At 72.2% G+C, this 15,184-nt stretch carries 9 protein-coding genes and 1 tRNA gene; 2 read left to right on the top strand and 8 right to left on the bottom strand.

Annotated elements, in window-relative coordinates; genetic code table 11:
• Positions 1 to 73 precede the first annotated feature (73 nt).
• Complete coding sequence (gene polA / locus H291_RS0109495; protein ID WP_420038572.1) at positions 74 to 2,806, bottom strand: DNA polymerase I; 2,733 nt, start codon at positions 2,804 to 2,806, stop codon at positions 74 to 76.
• 76 nt (positions 2,807 to 2,882) lie between these two features.
• On the opposite strand from polA, the gene H291_RS0109490 reads away from it, so the two are divergent.
• Complete coding sequence (locus H291_RS0109490) at positions 2,883 to 3,266, top strand: PaaI family thioesterase (protein WP_020014753.1); 384 nt, start codon at positions 2,883 to 2,885, stop codon at positions 3,264 to 3,266.
• Positions 3,267 to 3,285: 19 nt separating this feature from the next.
• Here H291_RS0109490 and H291_RS29360 read toward each other — a convergent pair whose 3' ends face one another.
• Positions 3,286 to 3,945 (bottom strand): GNAT family N-acetyltransferase, encoded by a 660-nt coding sequence (locus H291_RS29360; RefSeq protein WP_198012438.1) that lies wholly within the window; start codon positions 3,943 to 3,945, stop codon positions 3,286 to 3,288.
• Positions 3,946 to 4,092: 147 nt separating this feature from the next.
• Positions 4,093 to 4,755, bottom strand: a complete 663-nt coding sequence (locus H291_RS0109480; protein WP_020014751.1) for an ANTAR domain-containing response regulator — start codon at positions 4,753 to 4,755, stop codon at positions 4,093 to 4,095.
• An 81-nt stretch (positions 4,756 to 4,836) separates the two neighbouring features.
• Here H291_RS0109480 and H291_RS0109475 point away from each other — a divergent pair.
• A tRNA-Leu gene (locus tag H291_RS0109475) sits at positions 4,837 to 4,920 on the top strand.
• A 24-nt stretch (positions 4,921 to 4,944) separates the two neighbouring features.
• Here the strand turns inward: H291_RS0109475 and H291_RS33725 are convergent.
• From H291_RS33725 to gltB, 5 genes are all read right to left on the bottom strand, one after another.
• Entirely contained in the window at positions 4,945 to 5,487 is a 543-nt protein-coding gene (locus tag H291_RS33725; RefSeq protein ID WP_157236792.1) for a hypothetical protein, read from the bottom strand.
• A gap of 270 nt (positions 5,488 to 5,757) precedes the next feature.
• A complete protein-coding gene (locus H291_RS0109465; RefSeq protein WP_020014749.1) occupies positions 5,758 to 7,452 on the bottom strand; it encodes a RyR domain-containing protein in 1,695 nt (564 codons plus the stop codon).
• Positions 7,453 to 7,588: 136 nt separating this feature from the next.
• Positions 7,589 to 9,025: a pyruvate kinase gene (pyk, locus tag H291_RS0109460; protein ID WP_020014748.1), complete on the bottom strand. Its 1,437-nt coding sequence runs from the start codon at positions 9,023 to 9,025 to the stop codon at positions 7,589 to 7,591.
• A 71-nt stretch (positions 9,026 to 9,096) separates the two neighbouring features.
• Entirely contained in the window at positions 9,097 to 10,575 is a 1,479-nt protein-coding gene (locus H291_RS0109455; RefSeq protein WP_026365578.1) for a glutamate synthase subunit beta, read from the bottom strand.
• Complete coding sequence (gene gltB / locus H291_RS0109450; RefSeq protein WP_020014746.1) at positions 10,568 to 15,151, bottom strand: glutamate synthase large subunit; 4,584 nt, start codon at positions 15,149 to 15,151, stop codon at positions 10,568 to 10,570. Before gltB ends, H291_RS0109455 begins: the two co-directional genes overlap by 8 nt.
• Between the last annotated feature and the right edge of the window lie 33 nt (positions 15,152 to 15,184).

Genomic DNA, 15,184 nt, shown 5'->3' with positions numbered 1-15,184 from the left:
TTCGAGCCTGCCCGGTCGGTGGTCGAGCCTGCCCGGTCGGTGGTCGAGCCTGTCGAGACCTGGTGACCGGAACTCAGTGGCCCGCCTCGTGCCAGGTCGCGCCCGTGCCCACCGAGACGTCCAGCGGGACCGTGAGCTCGTAGGCCGCGCCCATCTCGCTGCGGAGCACCTCCTCCGCGGTCTCCCGCTCGCCGGGGAAGACCTCGAGCACGAGCTCGTCGTGCACCTGGAGCAGCAGGCGGGAGGAGAGCTCCCGCTCGTCGAGCGCCTTCTGCACGCGCAGCATCGCGAGCTTGATGATGTCGGCGGCACTGCCCTGGATGGGGGCGTTCAGCGCCATGCGCTCGGCCATCTGCCGGCGCTGCCGGTTGTCGCTCGTCAGGTCGGGCAGGTAGCGGCGCCGGCCGAGGATCGTGGCGGTATAGCCCGTGGCCCGCGCCTCCTCGACCACGCCCGACAGGTAGTCGCGCACGCCGCCGAACCGCTCGAAGTAGTCGTCCATCAGCGTCTGCGCCTCGCCCGTGGCGATGTTGAGCTGCTGCGACAGGCCGAAGGCGCTGAGCCCGTAGGCCAGGCCGTACGACATCGCCTTGATCTTGGAGCGCATCTCGGGCGTCACGTCGGCGGGCTCGACCTCGAACACGCGCGAGCCCACGTACCGGTGCAGGTCCTCCCCCGAGTTGAACGCCTCGATCAGGCCCTCGTCGCCCGACAGGTGCGCCATGATCCGCATCTCGATCTGGCTGTAGTCCGCGGTCAGCAGGGACTCGTAGCCCTCGCCCACGCGGAACGCCCGGCGGATCTGCCGGCCGGCCTCCGTGCGGATCGGGATGTTCTGCAGGTTCGGGTCGGTCGAGCTCAGGCGGCCCGTGGCGGCGATGGTCTGCTGGAACGTGGTGTGGATGCGGCCGTCGGGAGCCACGGACTTGAGCAGCCCCTCGACCGTGACCCGCAGGCGGGAGACGTCGCGGTGCGCCAGCAGGTGCGCCAGGAACGGGTGCTCCGTCTTGACGAACAGGTCCTGCAGGCTGGCCGCGTCGGTGGTGTAGCCCGTCTTGATCTTCTTGGTCTTGGGCATGCCGAGCTGGTCGAAGAGGACCTCCTGCAGCTGCTTGGGGCTGCCGAGGTTCACCTCGCGGTCGATCACGGCGTAGGCGTCCGCCGCGGCGTCGGCCACCCCCTGGGCGAACTGCTTCTCCAGGCCGGTCAGGTACTCGGTGTCGGCGGCGATGCCGATGCGCTCCATGCGGGCGAGCACGCCGGAGAGCGGCAGCTCGACGTCGTCCAGAAGGTGCGTGGCGTCGCGGTCGGCGAGCTCGCCCTCCAGCGCCGTCGCCAGGTCGGCGACGCCCTGCGCGCGCACGGCCTCCGCCTGGCCCTCGGCGTCGCCCTCCAGCGACAGGTCCAGCGCGCCCTGCGCACCCTCGGGCTCCGCCACCTTGAGCTCGCGGCCCAGGTGCCGCACCGCGAGGTCGCCCAGGTCGTAGCCGCGCTGGTCGGGGTAGCAGAGGTAGGCGGCCAGCTCCGTGTCGAAGACGACGCCGTCGAGCTCCAGGCCGCGCGTGGCGAGCATGTGCGCGGCGGCCTTGGCCCCGTGCAGCACCTTGGGCGCGTCGGCGTCGGCGAGCCAGGCCGCGAGCGCTTTCTCGTCGTCGGGCCCGAGCTGGGTGAGGTCGACGTAGGCGGCCTCGCCGCCGGGCTGCGCGACCGCGACGGCCCAGGCGTCGCCGCCCCCGCCGAGCGCGGTCTTGCCGGACACCTCCACGCCCACGCGCCCGGTGCGGGCGGCGAGCCACGCGCCGAGGGCGCCCGGGGCGACGTCGGCCAGGTCCAGCTCGACGGCGTCGCCGGCCGGGGTCTCCTCGTCGGCCACGCCCGCCGGGTCGACGGCCAGCAGCCGGTCGCGGAGCTGGCCGAACTGCAGGGTGTCGGAGACGAGGTGCACGGCCTCGCGGTCGAAGCCCGCCAGCGCCAGGTCGGCCACGCCCAGGGGCAGCTCGACGTCGGTCAGCAGGGCGTTGAGCTCGCGGTTGACCCGCACCTGCTCGATGTGGGTGCGCAGGTTCTCGCCCGCCTTGCCCTTGACCTCGTCGGCGGCGTCGAGCAGGGCGGCGAGGCCGCCGTGCGCGGTGATCCACTTGGCCGCGGTCTTGGGGCCGACGCCGGGCACGCCCGGCAGGTTGTCGCTGGTCTCGCCGACGAGCGCGGCGAGGTCCGGGTAGCGCTCGGGCGGCACGCCGTACTTGGCCTCGACCGCCTCGGGGTCCATCCGGGCCAGCTCGGAGACGCCCTTCTTGGGGTACAGGACGGTGACGTCGCCGTTGACGAGCTGCAGGGTGTCGCGGTCACCGGAGCAGACCAGCACCTCCATGCCCGCGGCCTTGGCCTGCGTGGACAGGGTCGCCAGGATGTCGTCGGCCTCGATGCCGGCGAGCTCGATGAAGTTGATCCGGAGGGTGTCGAGCACCTCCTTGATCAGCGGAACCTGGCCCTTGAACGCGTCCGGCGTGGCGTCGCGCGTGCCCTTGTACTCGGGGAACCGCTCCGTGCGGAACGTGACCCGGCCGGCGTCGAACGCGACCGCCATGTGGGTGGGCTGCTCGTCGCGGAGCAGGTTCGTCAGCATCGACGTGAAGCCGTAGACGGCGTTGGTGATCTGTCCTGAGCTGGTCGCGAGGGTGTCGGGCAGCGCGTAGAAAGCCCGATAGGCCATGGAATGGCCGTCGATCAGCAGGAGACGGGGGCGGCCTGAGGACGGCGTACCCGGAGTACGACTTGGCGCGGTGGAGGTCACGCCTGACAACATAGCTCGCATGACTGACACGAGCGCTTCCGCGACGCCCTCCAGCCCTGGTTCCGGGGCCGAGATCGACTGGAAGGCCATGTACGCCGGCACGGAGACCGCGGGCACTCTCTTCGAGCGCATGGAGATGGAGCTGCTGGAGCTCGCACCCGACCGGGCCGTGGGCCGCATCCCGGTGAAGGGCAACACCCAGCCCGCGGGCCTGCTGCACGGCGGCGCGTCGGTGGTGCTCGCCGAGACGCTCGGCTCGCTCGCCGCGCAGGCGCACGCCGGCCCGGGCAAGAAGACGGTCGGCATCGAGGTGAGCGCCACGCACCACCGCGGCGCACGGGACGGGTACGTGACGGGCACGGCGACGGCGATCCACCTGGGCCGCTCGACGGCGTCCTACGAGATCGTGATCACCGACGAGGCCGGCAAGCGGGTGTGCACGGCGCGCCTGACCTGCATGATCCTCTCCTGACGGACCACAGGGGGCGGGCTCAGCCCGCCTTGGCCTGGTGGTGGCGGCGCGAGGGGGCGCCGCCACCCACCGACCGCATGTCGATGGGCCCGGACTCCATGACGGAGCGGGCCCGCCGGCGCCGCGCGATGAGGTCCTCGATGCCGCCGCGGGGCGCGAACCGGCGGCCGTGGCCGCCGTCCCGAACCGGGGTCTCCGCCAGGCGGCGCTGCAGCGCCGCGACGGACGCCACGCGGTGTCCCGCTGCCGGGGCGAACCCGAGCCGGGCGAGGAACCGCTGGACGCCCCGGTTGCCCGGGACGGGCGCGGAGTAGATGTCGTGGCAGTCGTGCTCGGCCGCGAGGTCGGCGGCCGCGCGCAGCAGGGCGTGCCCGACGCCGTGCCGGCGCGCCTGCGGCGAGACGAACAGCATGTCGAGGTACAGGCTGGCGCGCTCCGCGAAGAGGTAGGCCGCCACGACCCGGCCGAGGACGACACCGACGACGCGGCCGTCCTGCTCCGCGACCAGCACGTGGCCGCCGGCCGCGATGAGCACGCTCAGGTGCTCCAGCAGCCGGTCGAGCTCCTGGGCGCCGAGCTGGGCCCCGGTGGGCGAGTCGTCGCGCGCGGCCGTGGCCAACGCCGCGACGGCAGGCAGGTCGGCCTCCCGCGCCAGGTGTATGTCGAGCACAGTGCGCACGCTTGTCTCCTCCCGGGTGTCCGGTGACCGGAGTTCACCTCCGGCCCCGCGCAGACACTAGTACTGCCCGGGCCGGCAGAGAACATGCGGCCTCAAATTTCACCCGCTCCGGACGGTGCCCCCGGAACGGGCGTCAGCAGGCTCGGCTCAGGCGCCGACCTGCTCGATGACGGCGTCGGCGACCTCGCGCATGGTGAGGCGGCGGTCCATCGACGTCTTCTGGATCCAGCGGAACGACTCCGGCTCCGACAGGCCCATCTTGGTCATGAGCAGGCCCTTGGCCCGGTCCACGCGCTTGCGGGTCTCGAAGCGCTCGGTCAGGTCCGCGACCTCGGCCTCCAGCGCGCCGATCTGCGAGTACCGCGAGATCGCGATCTCGACGGCGGGCAGCAGGTCGGCCGGGGTGAAGGGCTTGACCACGTAGGCCATGGCGCCGGCGTCGCGGGCGCGCTCGACGAGCTCCGTCTGCGAGAACGCCGTGAGCAGGACCACAGGCGCGGCGTGGGCCTTGCCGATGCGCTCGGCGGCCGAGATGCCGTCCAGCTCGGGCATCTTGACGTCCATCACGACGACGTCGGGCTTGAGCTCGATGGCCAGGTTGACGGCGGTCTCGCCGTCACCGGCCTCACCCACGACGTCGAAACCCGCCTCGCGCAGGGTCTCCACCACGTCCATGCGGATCAGGGCCTCGTCCTCCGCCACGACGGCGCGGCGGGACGGGTGTGCGGGAGCTGCCTCCGGCTCGGCATCGACCAGCGGGGGCAGATCCAGGGAAAGCTTCTCGGTGTTCTCGTCGGTCACGAAGGACATCCTACGTCGCACACCTGGGCTTGGGTCCCAGCATCGCGGTGTGGTTCGATGTGCGCCGGGACATACTTCGTGTCCCGCAAGGCCGGGTTGGCGGAACAGGCAGACGCGGCGCTCTCAAAAAGCGCTGCCCGCGAGGGCGTGTGGGTTCGAGTCCCACACCCGGCACATTCGATCTCCCGCTCTCTGATGTCAGTGGTCGATGACACCATCCGACACATGAGCCACATCCGGTCCGACGACCTCGTCGTCAGCGCCCTCGCGCTGTCGGACAGAGGCCTGCCCGACGCTGAGAACGCGGCGCGACACGGTGTCTCGGTGAAGACGATCCGGCGCTGGCGGCTCGAGTACCAGGTTCGTGGCCGGAGCCGGGGCCAGGCCCACACCTCGGCGACATGCCCCCGCTGCCATGGCGGCACGCTCGACGACCCGGCATACGCCGAGCTGCCCGGCTGGTACCTGGGGGACGGTCACCTCGTCGAGGGCCGGCGCGGCGTTTTCTCGCTCCAGATCTACAACGACAAGCGGTACGTCGAGAACAACGGTCGCTTGCAGGAACTTATCCGTGCGGTGAAGCCGCACGCCAGGCCGCACGCGCGGCACAAGACAGGGTGCGTCGTCACGACAGCGGCCTGGAAGCACTGGCCCTGCCTCTTCCCGCAGCACGACCCCGGACGCGAGCACACGAGGCACATCGTCCTCGATGCTTGGCAGCAGCAGATCGTCGCCAGGCATGCGGCGAGGTTCTTGCGAGGGCTTTTTCACTCGGACGGCTGTCGCACCAGGAACTGGACCCGCCGCATGCTGAGCAGTGGGGAGGTACGCCGCTACGAGTACCCGCGCTGGCAGTTCTCGAACCGGTCATCGGACATCAGGGACCTGTGCAGCAAGGCCCTGGACGTCGTGGGAGTGCCGTGGCGGCAGTCGAACGACGTGACGATCAGCGTGTCAAAGCGCTCCGGGGTCGCCCGACTCGACGCGCTCATCGGGCCGAAGCGGTGGGGCTCAGCCGACCGGAGTGGGTTGATTCGCCGACGACCTGCCTGCCGATGCCTCCTGGTACCGCACCACCTCCAGCCCGAACTCCGCCAGGATCTCGGGCAGCAGGCGCACCACGTCGCGGTCCTTCTCGCGGTTCGACTCGGGCAGCTCGGACCACGGCACGCCGATCATCGGGTGCACGCGGGCGTCGTCGTCCCGCACGGGGCCGCTGCGCCAGCCCTGGGTCACGCGCACGGACTCCCACAGCTCGTGCTCGGCCTCGGCGAGCCGGTCCAGCTCGGCACCCTCGAACACGACCTCGGGTGCCCCGTCGCGCGGCGCGATCGTGGCGCCCATCCGGGCCAGCCGCGCGGGCAGCCCCACGACCCAGCCGCGGTTGGAGGCCCGCAGGGCGTCGGGCAGGTCCTCCCAGCGCACCATCGCGGGGACCTCGCCCCAGGCGACGCCGCGCTCGAGCTGGTTGCGCAGGTAGACGTGGTGCACGGAGCGCGCGATGCGCTCGTACATGTCGTCGTGCGCGCGGGCCTCCACGCGCTCGACGTCGGCGAGCAGGTCGCGCGTGGTCACGGTGCGCAGGCGGCCGTCCAGGTTGTCGAGCACGCGCGACGCCTCGGTGCCGAACGCGCCCGTCAGGCCCGCCAGGCCGTCCAGCAGGAGCACGAGCGAGCCCGGCCCGCCGTGCCACAGCGACGTCGCCGTGAGCGCCACCCGCAGCGAGGTGCCGTCTGACGCGTGGCACACGTACACCGAATCGGGGACGGCCGTGCTGCCCGTGCCGAGCACGGGCACGGCCCGCAGCTCGATCCGCTGCGCGACGGGCGACCAGCGCGTCCGCAGCTCGCCGGCCACGTGGTCGGCGTCGTCCGCCGTCAGGTCGACCACCAGCCGAAGGCCCTCGCCGGCCAGCTCCCACTCCCGGGCCAGGCCCACCACGAGCGCCTTGGCGAACTCGCCCGAGCCGACCACCACGAGGTGCGTCACCGGCGCGGGGCCGCCCGGGGCGTCCAGGATGCGACGCACCTCACGCACCGCGAGGGCCTGGGCGGCGATCACGTCGAGCGTGAAGAAGTCCACACCCGGCTCGGCGCAGCTCAGGTGCCGCGCCTGCAGCGCGACGCCCAGGTCGGGGTCGCTGACGTGGGCGTACAGCCGCTCCGGGCCGCTGCCCGCACGGCGGACGGCGGCCTCCGCCTCGGCGACGGTGAGCACGTTCGCGGTCGCCTCGGTGGTGTCGTCGCCGCACGCGTACAGCACGGTCGCGCCGGTGAGCCCGACGCCGGCCAGGCCCGCGGCGTCGGCGGTCCGCAGCACGCGGTGTCCGGCCGCCTCGAGGGCGGCGGTGACGGTGTCGGCGGCGTCGGTCTGCCCCACGACGATCGCGTGCCCGCGGGCGCGCCGTTCCCTGAACCGGCGGATCTCCCCGGTGAACAGGGCGCGCGCCGCCTCGAACAGCGCGTAGACGGCGGTGCCGGGCGCGAGGAACCGCGCGACCTGGAGCTGCCAGGACAGCTCGCCCCCCGCGCTGGCCGGGTCGGCGCCCAGCACGAAGAGCTGCAGGTCGTGGTAGACGACGTCGTACCAGGTCCGGCCGGGCACGTGCGTCGTGTCGAGCATCAGGCCCCACCAGCCGAGGCCGAGCGAGACCACGACGAGGACGGCGAAGCCGATTCGGGACCAGGGGAAGGAGGCGCGGGTCACGCCGGAACAATAGCGACATCTCGCACACGCCGGTGCGAACGTGTCAGACGCCCCCGCACGTGTCAGACGTACGGGTCACCGGAGTGACCTGTACGTCTGACACCTGCGGAGGCGTCTGACGGGTGCCGGCGTCAGGTCAGACCTGGCTGCGGCCGTCCGCCTGCGAGCCGATGCGGTGCACCAGGATCGAGTTGGTCGTGCCCGGCACGCCGACCGGCGCGCCCGAGACCACCACGACCGTGTCGCCCTTCTCGGCCAGACCCTGGTCCTGCAGGGTCAGGTCCACCTGGGCCACCATCGCGTCGACGGTGTCGACCTTCGGCACCAGGTACTCGTTGGTGCCCCACGTCAGGGCGAGCGTGTTGGCGACGTCCTGCTCCGGGGTGAAGGCGAGCAGCGGGATCGACGAGCGCAGGCGGGACATCCGGCGAGCGGAGTCACCGGACTGCGTGAACGTCACGAGGTACTTGACCCCGAGCGTCTCGCCGATCTCGGCGGCGGCGCGCGTGATGGCGCCACCACGCGTGTGCGGCGTCGAGCCGAGCGGCGCGATGCGCTCCCGGCCGGCCTCCTCCGTGGCCTCGATGATCCGGGCCATGGTCTGCACCGTGATGATCGGGTAGTCGCCCACCGAGGTCTCGCCGGACAGCATGACCGCGTCGGCGCCGTCGAGCACCGCGTTGGCGCAGTCCGAGGCCTCGGCGCGGGTCGGCGTCGGCGACGTGGTCATCGACTCCAGCACCTGCGTGGCCACGATGACCGGCTTGGCGTTGCGGCGCGCCATCTCGACGATGCGCTTCTGCACCAGCGGCACCTGCTCCAGCGGCATCTCGACCGCGAGGTCACCACGCGCCACCATGACGCCGTCGAACGCGGCGATGACCTCGGCGAGGTTCTCCACGGCCTGCGGCTTCTCGATCTTGGCGATGACGGGGACCGTGCGGCCCTCCTCCTCCATCACGCGGCGGACGTCCTCGTAGTCCTTGGCGGACCGCACGAACGACAGCGCGATGAAGTCGGCACCCAGGGCCAGCGCCCAGCGCAGGTCCGACTCGTCCTTGTCGGACAGGGCCGGCACCGACACGGCGACGCCGGGCAGGTTGATGCCCTTGTTGTTCGAGACGGGCCCGGGGACCTCGACCTCGGTGATGACCCGGGGGCCCTCGACGGCGGTGACGCGCACGCGCACCTTGCCGTCGTCGATCAGCAGCGGGTCGCCCACCTGGGCGTCCGACGCGAGTCCCTTGTGGGTGGTCGAGACGATCTCACGGTTGCCGAGGATGTCCTCGGTCGTGATGGTGAAGGTGTCGCCCTTGTTCAAGAAATGCTTTTCGTCTCCCGCGAACCGGCCGAGCCGGATCTTGGGTCCCTGCAGGTCGACCAGTACGGCGACCGACTTTCCTGCCGCCTTGGCGGCCTCTCGCACGTTCCGGTAGACCGCCGCGTGCGCCTCCTGCTCGCCGTGGCTGCGGTTGATCCGCGCCACGTTCATGCCGGCGTCTACGAGTTCCCGGAGCTTCTCCGGGCTCTCCGTGGCGGGTCCGATGGTGCACACGATCTTGGCTCTGCGCATGTCTCCAGCCTAGGCATGGTGGGCGCCTGTGCGCCCTGTGGGGGTGTACAACTCCCGGTGAAGTTCTCGGGTCACGACCGCAGAGCGAGCGTGCGCGGGCGCACCGGGGCGGGCAGCTCGGTGCTGCCCTGAAGGTAGGTGTCGGCCGCGGCGGCCGCGGCGCGGCCCTCCGCGATGGCCCACACGATGAGCGACTGCCCGCGGCCGGCGTCGCCGGCGACGAACACGCCCGGGAGGCTCGCGGCGTAGTCGTCGCCGCGGGCCACCAGGCCACGCTCGGTGACCTCGATGCCGGTCTGCTCCTCGAGCACACCGGTCTCGGGGCCGGTGAAGCCCATGGCCACGAGCACCAGGTCCGCGGGGATCTCGTGCTCGGTGCCCGGCTTCGGCGCCCGACGGCCGTCGGGAAGGTATTCGGTCTCGGCGACCTGGAGCGCGCGGACGTTGCCGTCGGCGTCGGCCAAGAACTCGACCGTCGAGGCCAGGTACGTGCGCTCGCCGCCCTCCTCGTGCGAGGTCGAGACCTCGAACAGGATCGGGTCGGTGGGCCACGGCTGGTGCGCCGGCCGGTCGACCGGCGGCTTCTTGCCGATCGCGAGCGTGGTGACGCTCGCGGCGCCCTGGCGCAGCGCGGTGCCGAGGCAGTCCGAGCCGGTGTCGCCGCCGCCGATGATGACCACGTGCTTGCCGGCCGCCGTCGGCGCGCCCTCGGGCAGCGCGTCCGGGGTGCCGGCGGCGACCGCCTTGTTGGCGGGCGTCAGGTAGTCCATCGCGAAGTGGATGCCGGCCAGGTCGCGGCCCGCCACCGGCAGCTCGCGCGGCACGGTGGCGCCCGTGGCGACCACGACGGCGTCGAACCGGCGGCGCAGCGCGTCCCAGCTGATGTCCTCGCCGATCGTCACACCGGCGCGGAAGCGGGTGCCCTCGGCCTCCATCTGCGCCAGGCGGCGGTCGATGTGCAGCTTCTCCAGCTTGAAGTCCGGGATGCCGTAGCGCAGCAGGCCGCCGATGGCGTCGTCCCGCTCGTAGACGACGACGGTGTGCCCGGCCCGCGTGAGCTGCTGCGCCGCGGCCAGGCCCGCCGGGCCCGAGCCGACGACGGCGACCGTGGAGCCCGTGAGGCGCTCCGGGACGTGCGGCGTGACCAGCCCGCGCGCGAACGCCTCGTCGATGATCGAGACCTCGACGTTCTTGATCGTCACCGAGGGCTGGTTGATGCTCAGCACGCAGGACGACTCGCACGGCGCCGGGCACACCCGCCCGGTGAACTCCGGGAAGTTGTTCGTGGCGTGCAGGCGGTCGACCGCGTCGGCCCACTGGCCGCGCCAGACGAGGTCGTTCCACTCCGGGATCAGGTTGCCGAGCGGGCAGCCCTGGTGGCAGAACGGCACGCCGCAGTCCATGCAGCGCCCGGCCTGCTCCTTGAGGAACGGCTGCCCCTCCGTGCGGTGGGCGTGCGTGTCCTTCCAGTCCCGCAGGCGCACCTCGACCGGACGGTTGGCCGGGAGCTCCCGGTCCCGGACCTTCAGAAATCCTCTGGGGTCAGCCACGAGCCACCTCCATGATCTGGTTCCACACGGACGGGTCCCACTCGGACGCGCCCGAGATGTCGGTGCCGGCGGCCTCCGCCTCGGCGAGGGCCAGGCGCACGCGCGCCCAGCCGGGGGGCAGCAGGCGGCTGAACCGGCCGCGCGCGGCGTCCGGGTCCGCGAGCAGCTCGGCCGCGACGGCCGACCCGGTCTCGGCGTGGTGCCGCTCCAGCAGGCCGCGCACGGTCTCCCAGTCGGCGTCGTCCAGGACGCCGACGGCGAGCTCGCCCGCCTCCAGCGCCACCTGGTTGACCCGCGAGACCCGCAGGTCCAGGAAGAACGCGGTGCCGCCGGACATGCCGGCGCCGACGTTGCGGCCCGTGGGGCCGAGCACCAGCACGGTGCCGCCCGTCATGTACTCGCAGGCGTGGTCGCCCACGCCCTCGGCGACCAGGGTGGCGCCGGAGTTGCGCACGCCGAACCGCTCCCCCACGCGTCCGCGCAGGAAGACCTCGCCGGACGTGGCGCCGTAGCCGATCACGTTGCCCGCGATGACGTCGGCGCCGCCCAGGACGGCCGCCTTGTCGGGCCGCACGGCGACGCGGCCGCCGGACAGGCCCTTGCCCACGTAGTCGTTGGCGTCGCCGAACAGGCGCAGCGTGACGCCGCGCGGCAGGAACGCGCCGAGCGACTGGCCGGCCGACCCGGTCAGGGTCACCTCGATCGTGTCGTCGGGCAGGCCCGCGCCGCGGTACCGCTTGGTCACCTCGTGGCCGAGCATGGTGCCGACCGTCCGGTTCACGTTGCGCACCGGCAACTCGATCTGCACGGCCTCGCCGCGCTCGAGCGCCGGACCGGCGGCCGCGATGAGCTGGTTGTCCAGCGCCCGGGCCAGGCCGTGGTCCTGCGCCGTGGTGTGGCGCAGGGACGAGCCCTCCTTGAGCTGCGGACGGGCCAGCACCGGGGTGAGGTCCAGGCCCTGGGCCTTCCAGTGGTCCACGGCCTTGCGGGTGTCGAGCACCTGCACCTGGCCGACGGCCTCCTCGAGGCTCCGGAAGCCCAGCGCCGCGAGGTGCTCGCGCACCTCCTGGGCGATGAACTCGAAGAAGTTCACGACGAACTCCGGCTTGCCGGTGAACCGGCTGCGCAGCTCGGGGTTCTGCGTGGCCACGCCGACGGGACAGGTGTCCAGGTGGCAGACGCGCATCATGATGCAGCCCGAGACCACCATGGGCGCGGTCGCGAAACCGAACTCCTCGGCGCCGAGCAGCGCCGCGACGATCACGTCGCGGCCCGTCTTCATCTGGCCGTCGACCTGCACCACGATGCGGTCGCGCAGGTCGTTGAGCACGAGGGTCTGCTGGGTCTCGGCGAGGCCGATCTCCCAGGGCGTGCCGGCGTGCTTGAGCGACGTGAGCGGCGAGGCGCCCGTGCCGCCGTCGTGCCCCGAGATGAGCACGACGTCCGCGTGCGCCTTCGAGACCCCTGTCGCGACCGTGCCGACGCCGAACTCGCTGACCAGCTTCACGTGGACGCGCGCCGACGGGTTCGCGTTCTTCGCGTCGTGGATCAGCTGCGCCAGGTCCTCGATCGAGTAGATGTCGTGGTGCGGCGGCGGCGAGATGAGGCCGACGCCGGGCGTCGAGTGCCGGGTCTTGGCGACCCACGGGTACACCTTGTTCCCGGGCAGCTGGCCGCCCTCGCCGGGCTTGGCGCCCTGGGCGAGCTTGAGCTGGATGTCGGTGGCCTGCGTCAGGTACTCCGACGTCACGCCGAACCGGCCCGAGGCGATCTGCTTGACGCGCGAGCGACGCTCGTCGTCGTACAGGCGCTCCGGGTCCTCGCCGCCCTCGCCCGTGTTGGAGCGGCCGCCGAGGCGGTTCATCGCGACGGCGAGCGTCTCGTGCGCCTCGGCCGAGATGGAGCCGTAGGACATGGCGCCCGTGTTGAACAGCTTGACGATCTCGCTGACCGGCTGGACCTCGTCGATCGGCACCGGCTCGCGGTCGGGGCTGAAGCGCAGCAGGCCGCGCAGCGTCATGAGGCGGTTGGACTGCTCGTCCACGCGCCGCGTGTACTGCCGGAAGATGTCCATCCGGCCCGAGCGCGTGGCGTGCTGCAGCCGGAACACCGTCTCCGGGTCGAAGAGGTGGTCCTCGCCGTCGCGCCGCCACTGGTACTCGCCGCCGGTGGTCAGGCGCTCGCCCGGCTTCTTGTTGCCGGACGGCGGGTACGCCTCGGCGTGCCGGGCCGCGACCTCGGCCGCGATGACGTCCAGGCCGATGCCGCCGAGCCGCGAGGTGGTGCCGGTGAAGTAGTCCTCGACCAGGTCGTGGGACAGGCCCACGGCCTCGAAGATCTGCGCGCCGCGGTAGGACATGATCGTGGAGATGCCCATCTTGGACATCACCTTGAGCACGCCCTTGCCGAGCGCCTTGATGAGGTTGGCCACGGCCTGCTCGGGCGTGACGTCCAGGTAGCCGCGGCGGGCCAGGTCCTCGACCGTCTCCATGGCGAGGTACGGGTTCACCGCGGCCGCGCCGTAGCCGATCAGCAGCGCGACGTGGTGCACCTCGCGCACGTCGCCGGCCTCGACCACCAGCGAGACCCGGTTGCGGGTGTGCTTGCGCACCAGGTGGTGGTGCACGGCGCTCGTCAGCAGCAGCGACGGGATCGGGGCGAGCTCGGAGTTGGCGTCGCGGTCCGAGAGCACGAGGAAGCTCGCGCCCTGCTCCACGTACCGGTCGACGTCGGCGAAGATCGCCTCCAGCCGGGCCAGCAGCGCGGCGCCGCCACCCGAGACGTCGTACAGGCCCTGGATGGTCTCGGCCTGGAACAGGCCCTCCAGCTCCCGGTCGCGCTCGACGTGCACGACCTTGGCGAGCTGGTCGTTGTCCAGCACCGGGAAGCCGAGCACCAGCTTGCGCGCGTGCTCCGGCAGGTCGGCCAGCAGGTTCGGCTCCGGGCCGATGGCACTGCCGATGGCCGTGACCAGCTCCTCGCGGATCGCGTCCAGCGGCGGGTTGGTCACCTGCGCGAACATCTGCGTGAAGTAGTCGAACAGGAGCCGCGGCCGCTGCGAGAGCACGGCGACGGGCGTGTCGGAGCCCATGGCGCCGAGCGGCTCGCCGGCCGTGGTCGCCATCGGCGACAGGATGATCTTGAGCTCTTCCTCGGTGTAGCCGAAGGCCCGCTGCCGACGCCGGACCGACGCCGGGCTGTGCGCCACGTGCTCGCGGTCGGGCAGCTCGTCGAGGTAGACGGAGTGCTCGCGGATCCAGTCCCCGTAGGGGTGCATGGCGGCGAGGCCGGACTTGACCTCCTCGTCCTCGACGATGCGGCCGGAGCCGGTGTCGACGAGGAACATCTTGCCGGGCTCCAGGCGGCCCTTGCGCACCACGGTGGCGGGGTCGATGTCGAGCACGCCGGCCTCGGAGGCCAGCACGACCAGGCCGTCCTCGGTGACCCACCAGCGCCCGGGGCGCAGGCCGTTGCGGTCCAGCACGGCGCCGATCAGGGTGCCGTCGGTGAACGTGAGGGAGGCGGGGCCGTCCCACGGCTCGATGAGGTTCGCGTTGTACTGGTAGAACGCCCGCAGCGCGGGGTCCATCCCGGGGTTGTTCTCCCAGGCCTCCGGCACCATCATCAGCACCGAGTGCGGCAGGGAGCGGCCCGACAGGTGCAGCAGCTCCAGCACCTCGTCGAAGCTCGCCGAGTCGCTCGCGCCGGGCGAGCAGACGGGCTGCAGCGGCGCCAGGTCGCCGAGCAGGTCGGACTCCATGGTGCCCTCGCGCGCAGCGACCCAGTTGCGGTTGCCGCGCACGGTGTTGATCTCGCCGTTGTGGGCCAGCAGCCGGAACGGCTGCGCCAGGGGCCACGACGGGAACGTGTTGGTGGAGAACCGCGAGTGGACCAGCGCCAGCTCCGTGGCGTACCGCGGGTCCGACAGGTCGGGGAAGAACGGCTCGAGCTGCGCCGTCGTCAGCATGCCCTTGTACGTCAGGGTGCGGGCGCTGAGCGAGGCGAAGTACAGCCCGACCTCGTTCTCCGCCCGCTTGCGCAGGCGGTAGCAGCGGCGGTCCAGGTCGATGCCGGACAGGCCGCGCGACGGGTCGGCCACCACGATCTGGCGGAACACCGGCATGGAGGCGCGCGCCGTCGGGCCGACGATGCCGGCGTCCACCGGCACGTCGCGCCACGCGAGCACGTCGAGCTTCTCCTCGGCGGCCAGCGCCTCGACGCGGGCCACCATGGCGTCCCGCTCGGCCTCGTCGGTCGGCAGGAACGCCGTACCGATCGCGTACATCCCGGCGGGCGGCAGGTCCACCCCGACGACGTCGCGGACGAACGCGTCGGGGATCTGGGTGAGGATGCCGGCGCCGTCGCCGCTGTCCTCCTCCGCCCCCACCGCGCCGCGGTGGTCGAGGTTCAGCAGGGCGGTGAGCCCGGCATCGACGATGTCGCGCCCGGGCGTTCCGCGCAGGGTCGCCACGAAGGCGACGCCGCACGCGTCGTGCTCGGCCGCCGGGTCGTAGAGGCCGCCTTCAAACGTCTGCGTCGGCAGCCCAACCCTCTGTGTCGGCAACGGCTTGGTCATGGGTCCTCACAGGCACTCGGCCGCAGCCGAGCG

This window comes from Promicromonospora sukumoe 327MFSha3.1 (assembly GCF_000385135.1).
GTDB lineage: Bacteria > Actinomycetota > Actinomycetes > Actinomycetales > Cellulomonadaceae > Promicromonospora > Promicromonospora sukumoe_B.
Note: the sequence above shows the minus strand (reverse complement) of the source record. Positions and strands in the feature narration are given on the sequence as shown.